The 19,017-nt window shown below is 33.6% G+C and carries 14 protein-coding genes; 4 read left to right on the plus strand and 10 right to left on the minus strand.

Features of this window, described 5'->3' with window-relative positions; translation table 11 throughout:
* Positions 1-4: 4 nt before the first annotated feature.
* The 7 genes from ACYSNV_RS02180 to ACYSNV_RS02210 all read right to left on the minus strand — a co-directional run bounded on the left by ACYSNV_RS02180 (position 5) and on the right by ACYSNV_RS02210 (position 12,255).
* The gene (locus ACYSNV_RS02180) at positions 5-3,232 is read right to left on the minus strand and encodes a SusC/RagA family TonB-linked outer membrane protein (RefSeq protein ID WP_461760919.1); all 3,228 of its coding nucleotides are present in this window, start codon (positions 3,230-3,232) and stop codon (positions 5-7) included.
* A gap of 436 nt (positions 3,233-3,668) precedes the next feature.
* The gene (locus ACYSNV_RS02185; protein WP_461760920.1) at positions 3,669-4,361 is read right to left on the minus strand and encodes a porin family protein; all 693 of its coding nucleotides are present in this window, start codon (positions 4,359-4,361) and stop codon (positions 3,669-3,671) included.
* A 13-nt stretch (positions 4,362-4,374) separates the two neighbouring features.
* The gene (locus ACYSNV_RS02190) at positions 4,375-5,679 is read right to left on the minus strand and encodes a TolC family protein (protein ID WP_461760921.1); all 1,305 of its coding nucleotides are present in this window, start codon (positions 5,677-5,679) and stop codon (positions 4,375-4,377) included.
* Complete coding sequence (locus tag ACYSNV_RS02195) at positions 5,672-8,782, minus strand: efflux RND transporter permease subunit (RefSeq protein WP_461760922.1); 3,111 nt, start codon at positions 8,780-8,782, stop codon at positions 5,672-5,674. Before ACYSNV_RS02195 ends, ACYSNV_RS02190 begins: the two co-directional genes overlap by 8 nt.
* A 23-nt stretch (positions 8,783-8,805) precedes the next feature.
* Positions 8,806-9,921: an efflux RND transporter periplasmic adaptor subunit gene (locus ACYSNV_RS02200; RefSeq protein ID WP_461760923.1), complete on the minus strand. Its 1,116-nt coding sequence runs from the start codon at positions 9,919-9,921 to the stop codon at positions 8,806-8,808.
* A 266-nt stretch (positions 9,922-10,187) separates the two neighbouring features.
* Positions 10,188-11,561 carry a HAMP domain-containing sensor histidine kinase gene (locus ACYSNV_RS02205; protein ID WP_461760924.1) on the minus strand — a complete coding sequence of 458 codons (1,374 nt, stop codon included), beginning with the start codon at positions 11,559-11,561 and terminating at the stop codon, positions 10,188-10,190.
* Complete coding sequence (locus ACYSNV_RS02210) at positions 11,551-12,255, minus strand: response regulator transcription factor (RefSeq protein WP_461760925.1); 705 nt, start codon at positions 12,253-12,255, stop codon at positions 11,551-11,553. The genes ACYSNV_RS02205 and ACYSNV_RS02210 overlap by 11 nt, the downstream gene beginning before the upstream one ends.
* Positions 12,256-12,417: 162 nt before the next feature.
* Here ACYSNV_RS02210 and ACYSNV_RS02215 point away from each other — a divergent pair, with 162 nt between their 5' ends.
* Both ACYSNV_RS02215 and ACYSNV_RS02220 read left to right on the plus strand, forming a co-directional pair.
* Positions 12,418-13,947 carry a GNAT family N-acetyltransferase gene (locus tag ACYSNV_RS02215; protein ID WP_461760926.1) on the plus strand — a complete coding sequence of 510 codons (1,530 nt, stop codon included), beginning with the start codon at positions 12,418-12,420 and terminating at the stop codon, positions 13,945-13,947.
* Between the two features lie 97 nt (positions 13,948-14,044).
* Entirely contained in the window at positions 14,045-14,398 is a 354-nt protein-coding gene (locus ACYSNV_RS02220) for a transposase (protein WP_461760927.1), read from the plus strand.
* A 72-nt stretch (positions 14,399-14,470) separates the two neighbouring features.
* Here the strand turns inward: ACYSNV_RS02220 and ACYSNV_RS02225 are convergent, their stop codons facing one another.
* Entirely contained in the window at positions 14,471-15,736 is a 1,266-nt protein-coding gene (locus ACYSNV_RS02225) for an alkaline phosphatase family protein (RefSeq protein ID WP_461760928.1), read from the minus strand.
* A 99-nt stretch (positions 15,737-15,835) separates the two neighbouring features.
* Here ACYSNV_RS02225 and ACYSNV_RS02230 point away from each other — a divergent pair, with 99 nt between their 5' ends.
* Both ACYSNV_RS02230 and ACYSNV_RS02235 read left to right on the plus strand, forming a co-directional pair.
* Positions 15,836-16,627 (plus strand): Rossmann-fold NAD(P)-binding domain-containing protein, encoded by a 792-nt coding sequence (locus ACYSNV_RS02230; protein WP_461760929.1) that lies wholly within the window; start codon positions 15,836-15,838, stop codon positions 16,625-16,627.
* Positions 16,628-16,721: 94 nt separating this feature from the next.
* On the plus strand, positions 16,722-17,594 hold the full coding sequence (locus ACYSNV_RS02235; RefSeq protein WP_461760930.1) for a universal stress protein: 873 nt from the start codon (positions 16,722-16,724) through the stop codon (positions 17,592-17,594).
* Between the two features lie 44 nt (positions 17,595-17,638).
* Here the strand turns inward: ACYSNV_RS02235 and ACYSNV_RS02240 are convergent, their stop codons facing one another.
* Together ACYSNV_RS02240 and ACYSNV_RS02245 are read right to left on the minus strand one after the other, a co-directional pair.
* Entirely contained in the window at positions 17,639-18,295 is a 657-nt protein-coding gene (locus ACYSNV_RS02240) for a CoA transferase subunit B (protein ID WP_461761070.1), read from the minus strand.
* A gap of 19 nt (positions 18,296-18,314) precedes the next feature.
* Entirely contained in the window at positions 18,315-19,016 is a 702-nt protein-coding gene (locus ACYSNV_RS02245) for a CoA transferase subunit A (protein ID WP_461760931.1), read from the minus strand.
* Position 19,017: the final 1 nt, after the last annotated feature.

Raw genomic sequence — 19,017 nt, forward strand, 5'->3', positions numbered from 1 at the left:
AAAATTATAAACCTAAAGTAAGTCCTAAAGTAAATGTTCTAGGTGTTACGAATCCATTTTGGTTAGTTCCATTAAATGACTGTTGTGGATTCATTCCTTTTAATTTTGTAAAAGTTGCTAAATTTTCAATTCCAAAATTCACATTGAATTTATTAACTCCGATTTTGTTAATCACTGACTTTGGCATTTCGTAGTTAAGACTGATGTTTTTAATTACAAAATAACTAGCGTCTTTTAAGAAACGATCAGATAGTGATAAGTTGTTATATGAAGAGTTAAGGAAATTTAATGAAGGAATTCCTCCATAAAGAATTGGCTGATCAATTGGATTCTCAATATCATATGAATTTAATACATCTTTATGTAATGCACTTGGTGTACTACCAGCACTCATCAAAGAAGCATAAGAATAATCATATGTTTTTCCACCTATACTATAAGTGAATAAACCTGATAATGTAAAGTTTTTATATGATAATGCAGTTGAAAAACTTCCATACACATCAGGAATTGCAGTTCCAGCAAATTCTTTCTTAGCGTAAGTTCCATTTAAAGCATAGTATTCACCATCAATTTCTCTAATGATACTTTGATCTGTAACTTTATCTTTTCCTGCAGCAGCGTCACTATCATTTACATAGAATTTATCTGAATTGAATTTATAAAGCGCACTACCAGTAGCAGCATCTACACCAATATAGTTATATAAATAGAATTCATAAATACTTTTACCTTCTGTGATAAGTTTAGTACCGTTTTCAATACCAAATTCTCTATTTTCTGGTGGTAAGCGATCTACTGTATTTTTTAACCAAGTAGCATTAGCTCCAACACTCCATTTCCAATTATCATTATTGATAATATCTACATCTACAGTAAGCTCAAATCCTTTGTTAGTGATATTACCCATATTCATAGTTAATACTGAAGATGCACTACTTCCTGTAGTAGTGGCACCATTGGAAAGAGGTAAATTCATATCAAACAATAAGTTGTTTGAACGTTTATGGAAATATTCAAGTACTATATTAGCTTTTCTAAATAATCTTGCTTCAACTCCTATATCAAGTGAAGAAGACGTTTCCCACTGTAAGTCGTTATTTCCGTTTTGAGATTTATATAAAGCTCCTGCACCACCATTTTTACTCATTGTATAAAATGTTTGGTATGCATACCAATCTGCACCAGAATCGTTACCAACCTCACCATAAGATGCTCTAATTTTTAAATAGTCAATCGGGTCAAATTTGAAGAACTCCTCACTTGAGATGATCCATCCTCCTCCTACTGACCAGAAGTTACCCCATCTATTATCTTTATGGAATTTACTACTTCCATCACGTCTAAATGAAGCCTCAGCAAAATAAGCATTATTATAATCATACTTTACACGAGATAAAAAACCTTCTGTACGGTACACCATTGAATAATCATAAAGGTTAATAGTTTCGTTAAAGTTAATCCAATCTATCTGCCCCTCCATATTTTGTTTACCTTTCATCCCATACATATAAGTATATTCTTCCGAATAATTCTCATGTCCAACTAAAGCTTCCACATGATGTCCACCAAAATCTTTAGTCCAGTTTAATAACTGTTGTGCAGTATAAGATTTGTAACGGTAATTTGTACGTCTTGAACGCCCATCGTTTCCTTTTCCATCTCCAACAATAGCATTTTCATATCGTGCATTCTCTGAGTTTCTTAAGCTCATATCTCCTTTAACTGTAAAGGTAAAATCTTTTAAAAACTTAACATCTGCAAAGAAATGACCATTCAAAGTAGTTCTTACTGTTCTATTGCGATTAAGATCATTTTCCATAATGACATGTCTGTCATTATATTGCTTACGTCCACCTTGTCCTGTATCATACTGTTTATTACCCAACTCATCTAATAGAAAATCTCCATTAGCGTCATGTTGATAAACAGAATAAATAGGCGCGATGTTACGAGCAAACATAAATGGATTGGTATATCCCCCACTATTATCAGCTCCTCCATTAACAAGACTTGACTCTTGGTGAGAACCAGCAACGCTACCTCCAACCTTTAACCACTCTTTAGCTTGGTAATCTGCATTAACACGTCCTGTGAAACGTTTATAATCGGTTCTCTCTATATAACCTTCGTCATTTGTAAATCCAGTTGAGAAGTAAGCTCCTCCTTTATCATTTGTTACGCGTCCATTTACAACGTAATCTTGACGATATCCAGTTCTTTCAATTGGATTATACCAATTTAAATCTGTATATCCATCTAAGATTTGAACCCCTGGACGTAATTGCCCATTTGCATCAAATAATTCAGTGTCTGCAGCATTGTAAATATTAACCCCTAAAATATTCTGAATTAAATTATTAGAAGCATATTCCCCTGCTTGAGCCATTGTCCAGTTTTGACCAACATCTGAAGAAAGCATATTATTACGGTATCCTGTCCACATTGTTTCCATGAACTCATCAGCACCTAATCTATCGTAATCTTTAATTCCTCTGTTATAAATACCTTGTTTAACAGAAACATTTAAGAATCCTGTTCCTTTAGCTCCACCTTTTGTTGTAATCATAATTACTCCATTAGAAGCTCTATTTCCATAAAGCGTAGAAGCAGAAGCATCCTTTAACACAGTAATACTCTCAATATCTGCAGGGTTTAAATCTGAGATATTTCCAGGATAAGGGCTACCATCTACTACATACAATGGGCTATTACTTCCATTTACAGTAGTAAATCCACGAATACGAACCTCTGGCTCTGAACCAGGTTGTCCTGAAGTATTATTGATTTGAATACCAGCTGCAGCACCTTCTAAAGCACCAACTGCGTTAGATACTGGTCTACTTTCAATTTGGGTAGATCCAATACTAGCTACGGCTCCAGTAATCGATTCTTTGGTTGCTGTACCATAGGCTACAACAACTACATCATCTAAAAGCTCATCTTCACTACTTAAAACCACGTTATAGTGATTTCTTGAGTCAATTTTCACGTTTTGCGTCGTATAGAATACATAGCTAACAACCAAAACATCTCCAGGCGCTGCTTCAATCTGAAACACACCATTATCATCGGCGCTAGTTCCGAAACTAGTCCCCTGTAATAAAACTGATGCACCAATAAGTGGGAATCCGTCTTCATCAACAACTGTACCTGTCACGGTCTTTTGTTGAGCAAATACCACACTAGATATTGTACACACAATAAAAGTTAAGTAAAGTTTTAATTTCATAAGTACTATTTTAAGGTTCTTTGAGGGAGCCAAAAATATAAAAATTTTGTTAAGAAAAAATTTTGTTAATGAATTACTGATAGATAATAGGCCCACAAAAAACTAATTGTTAAGGAGCTCAGGAAATAATCACCAAGATTTAACATTAAAAAAGAATATAACTCCAATAAATTTTCCTTCACAGATAAAAACATCATTTTCAATCAGCAAAAAGATCAAATGTTAATCTTTTCTTAAAATTTACATTTACTTAACTGTCACTTTACTTTTACACGCTTTATAGAACCCAATAAAATCAGGTTATCAGGTAAAGAATACATATATAATAGGATATAAAATAGCCAATTACACTTGTTAAATAAACCAAAAAAAGACTATAACTTACCTTAAGTGTAAGTTATAGTCTTTGTAAAAAACCAATTAGTAACTTTATAAACTATAAACTATATCCGAGAAAGACTCCAAAATTGGAGTTGTAAATTTTAATATTAGCTCGCTGATCATTCTCATAAGAATTAGAATTGTCAAATAAAGAAGCAAATCCTCGGGAGTACTGTATTCCCAAACTAAAGCGTGATCTAAAAGTATAGCTAATACCTAAAACGCCTCCATAATCCATCTTTTGTAAATAGTCTGAATTAGATTGATCATCTTCACTGGTTCCGAAAATGTGATGATCCTTATATTTATTACCTTGCTCATCTAATGCCGTGACCCAGGAGTTAAGTAAAATATTTACATATGGACCTAGATAAACCTGAAAACCATACACATTGTAAGAAACACTAATAGGATTCACGCGTATACCATGCATTCGTAGATCAGCTTGAAACACTTGACTATCCTGCTGTTTTTCAAACTTAGCCCCATAATTTTGGTAGAATAACTCATGTTTCAATCCCCAATACTTATTAAAGGCATTATCCACTGAGAATCCAACCATAAAAGCATTATAACTATCTATTTTATTATTTGCAGACAAGATATCCTTATCGGCACCAAAGATGGTGGAATTTAACCACCCTCCCTTCAAAGCAATCGTTGTTGTAGCATTTTCCAAAGTTGTCCTGTTTTGAGCTTTTCCTAAAGCCCCTACAAGACACAAAATAAAAATCATTATCTTTTTCATAGCAACAAGTCTTTTAAAAATTAATATCCCATATACCCACAGACTTCTCTAATTCCACTAACGAAGTAGCATACTCCAATAAAGTACTCGCATAAGAAAGTTGTGTTTCGTTATAGGTTCGTTGTGCCTCTAGAACTTCCAAAAGACTACTTGCACCTCTTAAATAACTATAGCGAATTCCTTCAAATACTTCCTTAGCCTGTAAAAGCATACCCTTTTCGTATCTTCGTATTTGATTTTGCTTTATTAAATAGTTTTCAAAAGCGGTAGTAACTTCTTTAATGGTCTCTAATTGTAATTCTTGGTAACCTAATTGAGCTTGGGCTTGCTGATAAATAGCGGTTTTAAGTCCACTTTCTCTTGAATTGGAAAACTTCAACGGGACACTAATACCAGCCTTCACTACTGTGTGACTTGGAGTAGGAGCAATAATATTACGTGCATAGGAATTATTCTCCACTCCTAAGGATAACCCCAAATCTATGACTCTTTCGGCCTTAGCCAGTGAGATTTCCTTTTCTCCTACAATAACTCCTTGCTTAGCAACCAAAACATCACTACGATTAACTAATGCTTTTTCTAACAGTTCCTCTAAGGAAAATAATCTACTAAAGCTTTCAAAATCTCCAATAGGGATAAACAATTCTGTATACTTTGTATTATTAATTAACGAATTTAACTCCAAAATACTCTGTTTATACTCTAAAATAGCATCTTGTAGGTCATGTAGCATATTGGCTGCTTCAAGTTTGCTCTGAACAGCAGCTACTTGACTGATCTGACCAAGTTTAAATCGAATACTATCACTTTGAGCTACTTGTAACATAGATTCATAAGAGCTTTTTTGAATATTGACAACAACCTGATCACGCAATGCCTTTAAATAAACTAGCGTACTTTGCGCTCTAAGATTCTCAAAATAGTCGCGAAGCTCCAATTCGGCTAATTCTTTTTGATTAAAAGCTAACTCTTTTCTAGCCTTCCGTTTACCTCCCAATTCCAAATCCCAACTTATCTCAGCTTCAAAACCATATCCCATATCTAAACGTTTTTGTTGGTTATCAAACCAAGCAAAACTAAGCTCAGGGTCTGGTAAAATCTTTGCAGCTTCAAATTGAGCTATTGCAATATCAATGTCATACTTTTGTGCAGCATAACTAAGGTTCTTCTCAAAGAGTTTAGAAATAAACTCAGAATAGTCCATTTTAAACTCTTGCTGATCTAAATCAAAAGTATTTTGTGCAGAAACTACCAAATAGTTACTACAAACCAAAAGAACAGTAAAAGCACTTTTATATATTTTTTTGATCTTACGCATCTGTATTTTCTTTAATATTAAAATCGGAATCACTCCCCCATTTCTTCTCTACCATATAATATAAAGCTGGAAGCACAAACAAAGTTAAAATTGTTGCAAATAAAAGCCCATAAACAATAACTGTTGCCAAGGGTCTTTGTACATCAGATCCTATTCCTGTTGCAAGTGAAGCGGGGAACAATCCTAAAATAGCAACAGTAGCGGTCATTAAAACTGGTCTAAATCGCTGCTCGGCTCCTTGAATAACTGCTTGCTTAAGCTCATGTCCCTTTTGTCTTAATCCATTAATATGAGAAATCATGATTACCCCATTTTGGATTGCTACTCCAAAAAGAGCTATAAATCCAACAGCAGAAGAAACATTCAAACTCATCCCTCTAACATTCAAAGCAAGCATTCCTCCAAATAGTGCCAACGGAACAACAATCATTAACATACCTGCTTGTCGGAATTGACCAAATGCTCCATATAATAAAACAAACATCAAACATAAAGTCAAAGGAATAATAACTAATAAACGGCTATATGCTCTATTTTGATTCTCAAACTGTCCACCCCATTGCACATGAAACTTTTCGTGGTCATAAGAAACGTTCTTTTCAATTTTATCCTGAGCATCTTTTATTAGGGATCCCAAATCCCTATTTCTAACATTCAATTTTACAGTCAAATGCCTTTGGTTCATTTCTCTGGTAATAGTGCTTTCTCCAGTACTGGTATACACCTTTGCCACTTGAGATAAAGGAATCTTAGCACCAGTGGCAGATGTAAGCATTAGGTTTTCAATTTTTTGTGGCGTATCTCTAGTTTCTTCAATAAACCTTGCACTGATATCATATACCTTATTATCAATAAAAACTTGTGAAATAGCTTTCCCTCCGATAGCAACCTCGATTAATTCTGCAACATCTGATACATTTAAACCATATTGAGCAATCTTATCGCGATCTGCATGAATTTGCAGTTGTGGCAAAGGTGGTTCTTGGTCTATAGCCAGATCAACAGCACCATCCACTTGCTCTAAAGTAGAAAGTATTTCGTTTGCTATTCGTCTTGTTTCATGAAAATCATCTCCGTATACTTTTACCACTAATTCACTATGAGCGCCAGAAATTTTATCCATAACTCCATCAATCATAGGTTGAGCAAAACCTACTGTAAAACCAGGCAAAGTTTCATATTCCTTAGCTAACTCGTGAATCAAATCATCTTTTGTTTTGCCCTTTGGCCATTCTTTATAGGGTTTAATACCAACGGAACACTCAAAGTGGGAAGCCGTAAAAGGGTCCGTACCATCATCATTACGACCAGCTTGAACCATAATATATGTTACCTCATCATACTTCATTGTACGCGCTCTTAAACTATCGCTAAGCTCCTTTGACTTCTCTAAGGAAATTCCTGGGGGTAAGGTAACTTGTAACCAAATAGAACCTTCATCTAAAGGAGGTAAGAAATCTTTACCTACATGCATAGAGAGTCCAATTGTTGCCACTAAAACAAGTACAATAGGTGCAAATACTCTCTTAGGTTTATTCATTATTTTTATAATTCGCTTATCATAAAGTTCCGTTAACTTATCTAGCCACTTATTATGGTAAATTTTCCTAGGTTTTCTATATACAGTATAAGCCAATCCTGGAATTAAGATAAGAGCAACCAATAATGCACCAATTAAAGCGTACCCAACAGTAAAGGCCATTGGCGTAAAAAGTTTTTTCTCAACTCTTTCAAAGGCAAACAAAGGTAAATAAGCAGTAATAATAATAATAGTGGCGAAAAATATAGGCTTAGCAACCTCTTTTGCTCTTTGGGCTATGGATTTTTCCTTTAATTCCTGATGTGGATTCTCTTCTCTTTTCTTTAAAATAGATTCCATCATTACTATTGCTCCATCGACAATAATTCCAAAGTCTATCGCACCTAATGACAATAGGTTAGCAGGAATATTGGTGAAGTACATCATTATAAAAGCGAAAAGTAACGAAATGGGTATAGTAATAGCAACAAGAAGAGCTCCTCTCCAACTGCCTAAAAAGACGATTAAAACAATAATGACCAACGAAATACCCTCTACTAATGTTGTTGACACAGTATGTAGGGTAGTGTCTACTAAATCCGTTCGATCTAAAAACGGATGAATTCTGACCCCTTGTGGCAAAATTCCATTATTTAACTCTTCTACATATTGATGAATTTTCTCTAAAACAATAGACGGGTTTTCACCCTTTAGTAACAAGACGATTCCTTCAATACTATCTGAATAATCCCTTTGTCTGTCTGTGTAACCTAAGATTCCCTTTCTTTCTAAATTACCATATTTTAAAACCCCAATATCATTTAAGAAAATCGGAATACCATCCTGAGCTTTAACAACTATTTTACCTAAATCATCTAAGTCTTTAATTAATCCAATTCCTCTAACCACATATCCAAGATCACCACGGGTTAAAATACTTCCTCCAGCATTTACATTATTATCTTGTATGGTTTGGGTAACATCACTTAAAGACAAATCGTACTGCTCCAATTTACGAGGATCCAACTCTATTTGAAATTGGGTTGTAATACCCCCGAAGTTTGTAACTTCGGCCACACCAGGGACTTGATTTAATTTAGGAATAATTACAAAGTTTTGTAAATCTGTTAGCTCTCTTAAACTATAACCATCGCCCTCGATAATGTAACGATAAACTTCACCTATTGGCGAGGTTAATGGATCTAATTCCGGGGTAGCTTCATATGGTAAATCCACTTGATTTAGACGTTCTTGTATACGTTGTCTTGCAAAGTAATCGTCTATACCATCTTCAAAAACAATAGTAATCATGGAGAGTCCAAAAGTACTATTACTGCGCATAACATGCATCCCTGGCATACCATTTAAGGCACGCTCTAATGGTATGGTTATTTGTAATTCTATTTCCTCGGCAGCCAAACCAGGCACTTGTGTAACCACTTGAGAAGTAGTATCAGCTATATCTGGATAAGCCTCTATAGATAATTGTTTCCAAGAGTAGTACCCAAAGATACAAAGCAAGGTAAACAAAGCCACCATAAGCCATCTTTTTTCAATGGCTAAATCAATAATATTTTTTTTCATCGTTCTTACATTTTTTGGACCTACTAAAGTTTTGGTAGATAAATTCCTCCTTCGCTTACTACTTTATCTCCTGGTTGTAACCCTGTTGTTATTACTGATTGATTACCTTTTACTCCACCTATCTCAACATTTTTTATAACAAATTCAAACGGAGCAACTTCCACATATACAAAAGCTCGATTCTCTGCTTGCATAATAGAACTCGTTGGTATTAATAAAACAGGTTGTGGTTTATCTTTAAAACGTACATTAACATACATTCCTGGTCGCAATAATCGTTGGGTATTATGCACTTGAATTAACACATCGATACTTCTGGTTTGTTCGTCAACTATTTCATTAATGTGGTAAATTTGACCCTGAATAGGATCATCTGGAAAAGCCGCTAATTCTACCTGTACTTTATCGAGCTGATTTAAATGTAAAAGATCCTTTTCTTTAATCTTTCCCACCACCCAGATATTTTCTAAAGAAGCTATTTTCATAATAGGCTCTGCATCCTCCTGGATATACTGCCCAATTACAATATCATCTTGGATAACCTCACCATTAATAGGTGATGTTACCACTAATGCTTGTCCCAATACTAAATTAGAAGTATCTACATTGTAAATAGCCATTGCAGCCCTGGCATTATCAAAGGCCAATTTTGCAATTGAATTTTGCGTTTGAGCCTGCTCATACTCTTGTCGAATACCTACACCGTTTTCTAGTAAATCCGCCTGCCTATTTAAATCTAAAACGGATTGTTTATATTCTTGTTGGGAATCAAAGTAATCTTTTTGGGTTTGGTAAAAATCCAAAGAAGAAACCTCAAATAACGGGGTTCCAATAGCCACTTTTTGACCAAGTCGAACATATGATTTTAAAATTCTCCCTGAAAAAGGAGAAGCTATTTCAGCATATTGATTAGGAATAGCTTTCACAATACCAGCGGTAACTAAATCAAAACTAAAATCCTCGGGTAATACTTGAGTGATTTTTAATCGCGATTTTAATGAAGAATCCTCCCCAACTATAACTACATTATTTTCTATTACGTATGGAGCTACATTTGTTGACTCAGTCTGTTTTTTTGAACAAAAAACAAATAAACAACACAGTACTACCATCGCTATTTTTGGAATAACCCTAACCATAAACATACCTTTTTTTAAATTACCTAATTCACCTATCAGATTATAAACAATTAACTTTTACAATAAAGTTAATCAACTTATTTGTTAAAAAACATATTTTCTACATATTAAAAAATATTAAAAAACAAATTATATATAATATCACTATATTTTTAAAATTTGTAGGGCAAAAGTAGTTAGATATGACTCTGGGTACTATTAGAAAGCTTTTAGAAAAAAATTAGAATTCCATTAGAAAATAAAAAAAACACCTAAAAGGTGTTTTACTAATTTTTATTTAAATCGAATTTTATAATAGAACATGTTCCATCCCCTTGCTTGGATTCAAGGGTTAATGTAGCTTGATGTAATTCTATAATTTTTTTACTTAAAGTGAGTCCAATTCCACTTCCTGTGACTTTTCCAACACTTTCCGACCTATAAAAAGCCTTAAAAATATGTTGTAATTCCTTTGGATCTATTCCTGGTCCTTTATCTTTTATTTTTAGGGTTAAAAAAGGCATATTATAGGTTAAAGAAATATTACATAATTTGTTTTGTGAAAACTTACATGCATTATCCAACAAGTTTAATATTGCAACCTCAAGTAAATATGCGTTTGCTCTAAGAGTTAAAGGTTGATCATTATCTAAACTAGAATCTATTATTAAATTGAAGCTAGCTTTTGGATTTTTCTTTTGAGTTTTTTGAATTGCATCCAAAATAATTTCGTCTAAACGAACAGGTTTAAAGACAATTTGTGTTGAATCATAACTAGCCTTGGCTAAATCTAGCAAACTATTAGATAAATTTACGATCTTATTTGAATCCTGTAAGATATTATTGAGTATCTGATTATAAGTTACTAAAGACTGTTCTTGAACTAAAGCTAACTGTATTTCAGCAATAATTGCAGATAAGGGTGTGCGTAACTCGTGTGAAATATTAGAAACAAATTCCTTTTGTGAAATAAAAGAATTTTCCAAACGATCTAACATAGAGTTACAATTTATAGCAAGTTGACCAAGCTCATCCTTTGGGTTTGAAACAGGAATTCGAGCATCTAGATTAGCCACTGTTATATTCTGTATTTGTTTATTTATCTTTTGTATAGGAAGTAATACTTTCTCTGCAAATAATCCACCACAAAAGAAAATCAACAGTAAACAAATAGTAGCTATAATCCAGATGCTAATCCACAGATTTCCCAATGTGTTATAACCATATACGTCATAAGAAGTTGCAGTTACAATATAATCTTGTCCCATGTAAGGATACTTTACACCTATAATTTGCCAATCGTGGTCCCTTTGATAAATCTTTCCTTTCTCATTTATCAATTCAATCATCTCTGGTGTCTCCTTTACTTTGTCCTCTACCACATCGTCATGATAAAGTAATTTAAAGTCCGTTGTATAGACAGCAACCTCAACCTCGTTTAAAACCTGGTTATTATTGGTATAAATTTGTTGTAATATCTTAGGGGAAACCTTAGCTTCTAGAACCAATTTTGCTTTTACAATAGCTTCCTTTTCTAATTGATGATAAAACTCTATATCCCTATTCTTGGAAGATGACCAATATATAAATCCTGCAAAAACTATAAGTAAGCATGCAGCTAAAAGAGTAAACCACAATTGTAAACGAGTCTTAATCTTCATTTTGTTTTAGTATAAACCCCATACCACTCTTGGTATGAATTAATTTGTTATGTACATCGGTATCCATCTTCTTACGAAGGTAATTAATGTAAACATCTATAAAGTTTGTTCCCGTATCAAAATTGGTATCCCATACATTTTTGGATATCTCGGCTCGGGATAATACCCGTTCTGGATTCAATAGTAGGTATTGCATTAAGTTAAACTCTTTGGGTGTTAGATGAATTGCCTGCCCATTTCTACTAAATTGCTTTAAGTTTAAATCCATGTGTAAATCGGCATATTGTAAAATATTTGAACTACATGAGGATTCAAATCTCTTTAAAACAGCCCGAATTCGCACATAAAGCTCTCTGAGTTCAAACGGTTTTACTAGATAATCATCTGCTCCTGCATCGAATCCTTCTACTTTATCATCTGTAGTTCCTAAAGCAGTTAGCATAATAATAGGTAACTCAGATAAACTTGCTTTTAACTCTTTACACAAATCAACGCCATTTATCTTAGGAAGAATAACATCGGTAATAACTAAATTATAGTTTTTTTGCAAAGCCAGTTTCTTACCCATATATCCATCATAAGCTATATCCACTTGATAATTCTTAGCCTGTAAACTTCTTTGCAGAAGTTCAGCCACGCGAATATCATCCTCTATTACTAAAACTCTGAGTTCATTTGAATTGTTTGCTTTCATGTTCGCAAGATACGGCTTTTCTAAAAATCATATAAAAATGAAAAGTAACTCCCTGAAATTCTATATATAAAAATACTGATTAAATCAAAAACAAAACCACAAAAACAAATTATACCAGTTGGTGTTGTAAATTCTTTTCTTTGTATATTAGTATAAAAAAATATGGAAACCTCAATTAATAAAATTGAACTGAGAAATCTACATATTAACGACTACATGGAATTAAAAAAATCCATGTTAGAGTCGTATCCTGAATTAGCAGATGCCTATTGGGATAAAGATGAGCTAAAGAGCCTATTAAAGGTATTTCCTGAAGGCCAATTGGTTATTCTTGTAGATGGTGTGGTAGTTGGCTCTGCTTTATCTTTAATTATTGATGAAAAACAGGCTATGTCAGCCCATACATACGACCAAATTACAGGCTATTCTACCTTTAATACACATAACAAAAAAGGTAATGTTCTATATGGTATTGATGTATTTATTCATCCAAAATATAGAGGTCTGCGTCTAGGCAGACGCCTTTACGATGCACGAAAAGAACTTTGTGAGCAGTTAAATCTTAAATCTATCGTATTTGCTGGAAGAATACCTAATTATTCGAAATTTTCGGAAGAATTAACACCTAAACAATACTTAGAAAAAGTTAAGTCAAAAGAAATTCATGATCCTGTTATGTCTTTTCAAATGGCCAATGACTTCCATATGGTACGTCTTATGAGAAACTACTTGGAAGGAGACACAAGTTCAAAGGAATATGCCGTACTCTTAGAATGGAATAACATATATTATGAAAAGGATGTACAATTAATTAATGCTAAGAAAAGCGTTATTCGTCTTGGACTTATTCAATGGCAAATGCGACCGTTAAATGACTTAGAAGAATTTTTTGACCAGGCCGAATTCTTTATTAATGCTGTTTCAGATTATGAAAGTGATTTCGCTATGTTTCCTGAATTATTCACAGCACCTCTTATGGCAGATTATAATCATTTATCAGAGGCCGATGCTATTCGTGAATTAGCGCGTTTTACAGACCCTATTAGAAAAAAATTTCAAGAATTCGCTATTTCTTACAACATCAATATCATCTCTGGAAGTATGCCATATTTGGTTGATGGAGTTTTGTATAATGTTGGTTTTTTGTGCAAACGAGATGGTACTTATGAAATGTATTCCAAAATTCATATTACCCCTAACGAAGTTTTTTACTGGGGAATGCAAGGAGGGTCAACCATTCAAACTTTCGATACTGACTGTGGAAAGATAGGTATTATGATTTGTTATGATGTAGAGTTTCCAGAGTTATCGCGCATTCTGGCAGAAGAAGGTATGGATATCCTATTTGTTCCGTTTCTAACCGATACCCAAAATGGTTATACAAGGGTAAGAAATTGCGCAGCAGCTAGAGCTATTGAAAATGAGTGTTATGTCGCTATTGCAGGGTGTGTAGGAAATCTCCCGAAAGTTAATAATATGGACATACAATTTGCTCAAACAGCCGTATTTACTCCTAGCGATTTTGCATTTCCTACAAATGGCATAAAAGCCGAGGCAACCCCGAACACGGAAATGACTTTAATTGTTGATGTGGATGTTGATTTACTAAAGGAGTTACATGAACATGGAAGCGTAAAAATTCTAAAAGATCGTCGACTGGACCTATACCAAGTTAGAAAAGTTAAGAATTAAAGAAAACATAAAAAAGAGGGCGTTTAATAAAATAAGCGCCCCCTCTTTTCTATAAATTGTCACGTCCTAGTATAATGATACAACAAAAGTAATCGTTATGACAAACCCTAATGTAAAGCGTACTCAAAAAGATTATACGCTAACCTTCAAACTTCAAGTTGTTCAGCAAATTGAGCAAGGACAACTAAGTATTTCACAAGCAGCACTTAAATATGGTATCCAAGGTAATCAAACAATTAAGAATTGGTTGAAAAAATTTGGTGACTTTGATTGGGACAATCAATTACGTAAACCTATGGAAATGACACCAGAACAAAAGATAATAAATCAAGTAGTCGATATATATAATAACTTTAGATCACATGATTCAAATTACCTTTTAACTCCAAGTCAGATGTTCGCAACTAGAAATAAAAAGTTTAAGACCTATAAAAAAATGGTAGTAAACTAAGATGTCTACTACCATTTTTTAGCATTTTTATAATATTAATCCTGTATCGTTATTTCAGGACTTGACAAAAGTCTACTTTAAAACTTTTTTAGCCATATCACTATTACCATCAATAGGCTCAGTAATTTCTAATCCTAAAATTTGAGTTACTATTGGATAAACATCTACATTCTCAAATGACTCAACTTTCTTATTCTGATGAAATGCAGGTCCAACTCCCATAAAAATAGCATGCATCTCTTTAACCTTTAAAGGATCCCAACCATGACTAGCAGCAAAGGGCTTATTAGTAAAATAATAAGGAGCATTAGCTGTAATAACAATATCCCCTACTCGATTAAACTTATCGTTACTACCACCATAATTATGCTCTAATGGAATATCTTGGTTTTTATATACCGTCATATATCTAGGATCGCTAGCTTGCTTTATTTTTTCATACCAAAGCTCAATCTTATTCTTATCCTTTACAAACACATTCATCAACACACCGTTGGAAACCAAAACTAATTCCTCAGGATCTGCTTTTAATGGGAAAGATAATACCTTTTGTTGATCCATCTCTAACATTCCATGATCAGAAACTATAACATAGTTTACATCTAATCCAGTTTTCGATACACTAGAAACTAAATCAGCAATAGCCTTATCCACATATTGCACCGCATCATAAGTTTGTACTGCATCTGGCCCGTACCTATGTCCAGCGTGATCTACATCTGGAAAATAAAAGGTAATATAGTGTGGACGTTGTTCCTGGGGTAAATTTAACCAATCAACTACGGCTTGTATACGATCCTGTATATTTGCTTTCTCAGAATATTGATAATAATAAGATGGCAATGTGTTTTTAATATCAGCCTCAGAACCAGGCCAATAATAACACGCACTTAAAAGTCCTTGATTCTCTGCTAAAACCCAAATCGGAGTACCGCCATACCACTGCTTATTTCTTACAGCTTTTGCATTACTTAAAGAATACCTAGAATCCATCTCAGGATCATATATATTATTACCAATTAGTCCATGATTCCCCGGATACAGGCCTGTTACTAAAGTATAATGATTAGGAAAAGTAACCGAAGGAAAAGAAGGGATAAGAGATTCCGCTAAAACTCCCTTTTTAGAAAATTCTTTTAGAAACTTGGCATCATGCTTTTGTAAATAGTCATGTCTAAACCCATCAATAGAAATCATAATAACATAAGGTTTTTCTACTTGCTGTGGACTATTTTTTCGATCAGCAACCACAATTTGCTCTTCAACAGGATTGCTTTGTGCAATAAGTGTACTTGAGAAGCCAAGAACAATAAACACAGAATAAAGAAGTTTTTTCATGCTTTTAAGTTTTACAAGTTCAAATATCAGTAGATAAGTTTAGCCATACAAAGTAAATGTGTAAATTTATAGTAAATTTATAATTACTTTTTTACAGATATGCAAAAAATTGGAATTTTAGGATGTGGTTGGCTAGGACTTGCCCTTGGACAAGAATTAGTAAAAAACAATTACAAAGTTAAAGGTACCACTACCACTTTGGCCAAGATGAACATTTTACAAGAAAATCAAATAAAACCCTATCACATAAATCTTGCAGATAACGGGTATGATTATATCGATTATTTTTTACAAAATTTGGACTACTTAATAATTTCCATACCTCCTATAAGACAAGAGAAAGTTCCTAGTTATAGCCAGAATATACAAAAAATAATACCGTATATAAAAAAACACAAGATTAACAAAGTAATCTTCATGAGTTCAATTTCCATATACGCTCCTAGTGATACACTTATCGATGAACAATACACCAGATACAGTGACGAATCGACAGCACAACAAATTAGAAATGCAGAAAAGCTTTTTTTAGATGACCCATATATAAATGCGTGTATTTTACGTCTTGGGGGGCTTTTTGGTCCTGATAGAAAACCTGTACGTTATATTTGTTCACAAAATGAGCTTAAAAATCCCAACATGCCCATTAATATGATTCATCAACATGATATTATAACCTTTACTAAACAACTTTTAGAACAAAGCTTTACTTCTAATTGTATTTTCAATTTAGTTTCTGACAAGTATTTTAGCCGACTAGACTATTATAGTAAACAAGCCTTAGAACATGACCTAACCTTACCCAAGCTAGGTAAAGATGACTTAGCTACCTATAGAAAAGTGAGTGGCCAAAAAATTGTTAATCACACCAATAAAGCCTATTTATATTAAGTAACCTTATTTTTAAAAGTTTATTTTTTGTCAAGGAAACTTCTTTTACCTTTATTTTTTTGTACATTGTATAGGTGATGAAAAAGTAAAAAAAATGAGAAAAATACTATTCCCAACAGATTATTCAGATACTGCAAATAACGCTTTTAAATATGCATTACAACTAGCTGATTATACAAATTCTCAACTTTACGTATTGCATGTATATGACCCACCTGTAATCTCAGGTGGAATATCCCCTTCATTGGTAGATAACGTAATTAAGAAAACTAATTTTTTAAAGCTTGAACAACTTGAGGCCAACAGCCCTGTGTTAAAGAATTTAAGACAACAACAAGATCTAGAACATGTCGAAGTACTATTTAAAATTAAAGAAGGATTACTTATTCCTGAAATTTTAAATACAATTCAGGAGTTAGATATTGATTTCCTTGTAATGGGTACCGAAGGAACTAATGCAAGTTTTCACAAAAAAATTCTTGGAAGTAATACCTTGAATGCAATCTCAAAAGTAAATATCCCTGTGTTAACTATCCCAAACCAGGCTAAATTCTCTTCTTTAAAAAATGTGATCTTCACTAGTGAGTTTTCCATACAAGAGCAAGATACCTTAGATGAATTTGTACAAATAGCTCAAAAATTGGGTGCGATAATAAAACTTGTACACATTAAAACTAAAAAATGTCCAGACTGCATGGAAATCTATCAAAGCTGGAAACTAAGATATGCAAATAAACCTATTTCTTTTCATCTATTTAGCGATGAGAATGTAGAAAAATCACTTTTAGATTTTATACGTATAGAGCAGCCTGTTAGCATGGTAATTGCTATGGAAAAAAGTAAAACTTTTTGGGAAGAAATACTACACAAAAGTACTACCGAGCATTTAGCCAAGCACCTAAAAGTTCCACTTTTTATCTATAAAAAATCTAAAATTGATAAGCTACAGAACATATTAAACCTATAAAAAAGCCATCCTTGAGAGATGGCTTTTTTATAGGTTTAATTCACTTATTCCAATTTCATCTCTGGAATATCTCCATTAATTATCAAATCCACATCAGTAGCTTTAACAATGTGCTCTACACTAACTCCAGGAGCTCTCTCTAAAAGCTCGATACCTTTATCCGTGACCTGTAAAACAGCTAGCTCTGTAACAATCTTCTTAACACATTTAACCCCTGTTAAGGGCAGGGTGCATTGCTTTAAAATTTTAGATTCCCCGGCTTTATTAACATGCATCATTGCCACAATGATATTTTGGGCTGAGGCAACTAAATCCATTGCTCCTCCCATTCCTTTAACCATTTTACCTGGTATTTTCCAATTAGCTATATCACCATCTTGCGAAACCTCCATTGCTCCTAAAATTGTTAAGTCAACATGTTGACCTCTAATCATTCCAAAACTAGTAGCAGAATCAAAAAAACTAGCTCCAGGCAGGGCCGTTATTGTCTGCTTACCGGCATTGATTAAGTCTGGATCCTCTTGTCCGTCCACTGGAAAAGGTCCCATACCCAAAATACCATTCTCACTCTGAAATTCAACATTCATACCCTTTGGAACATAATTGGCAACTAAAGTTGGAATACCAATACCGAGGTTCACATAATAACCATCTTTTAATTCTTGTGCAATTCTCTTAGCTATACCTATCTTATCTAACATAATTCGATTTTTAAAAGAGTTAATTTTTTGGCTGAACTGTTCGTTGTTCAATCCTTTTTTCATAGTTTTCGCCTTGAAAAATTCGTTTTACAAAAATTCCAGGTACATGTATTTCGTTGGGATCTAATTCGCCAGCTTCAACTAATTGCTCGACCTCAGCAATAGTAATTTTAGCAGCTCCGGCCATACAAGCGTTAAAGTTCCTAGCAGTGCCTTTAAAAATTAAATTTCCAGCAGTATCTCCCTTCCATGCTTTAACAATTGCTATATCTGCATCGTAGGCAAACTCCAATATGTGAGGTTTACCTTTAAAAATACGCACTTCCTTACCTTGAGCAACCTCAGTACCATATCCTGCAGGAGTATAAAATGCAGGTATCCCCATTTGAGCCGCCCTACACTTTTCTGCTAAAGTTCCTTGGGGAGTTAATTCCACTTCCAATTCACCACTTAGCATTTGACGCTCAAACTCCTGATTTTCGCCAACATAAGAAGATATCATTTTCTTTATTTGGCGTTTTTGAAGTAATAATCCTAAGCCAAAATCATCTACTCCAGCATTATTAGAAATACAAGTTAAATCCTTGACATTAATTCTAACTAATTCTTCTATGGAATTTTCTGGTATCCCACACAACCCAAAGCCACCTAACATAATTGTCATCCCGTTAGAGACTCCTTCCAGGGCTTTTTCAACGTTAGCAACATCTTTTCGTATCATA

The sequence above is a fragment of the Myroides sp. LJL119 genome (assembly GCF_054871605.1).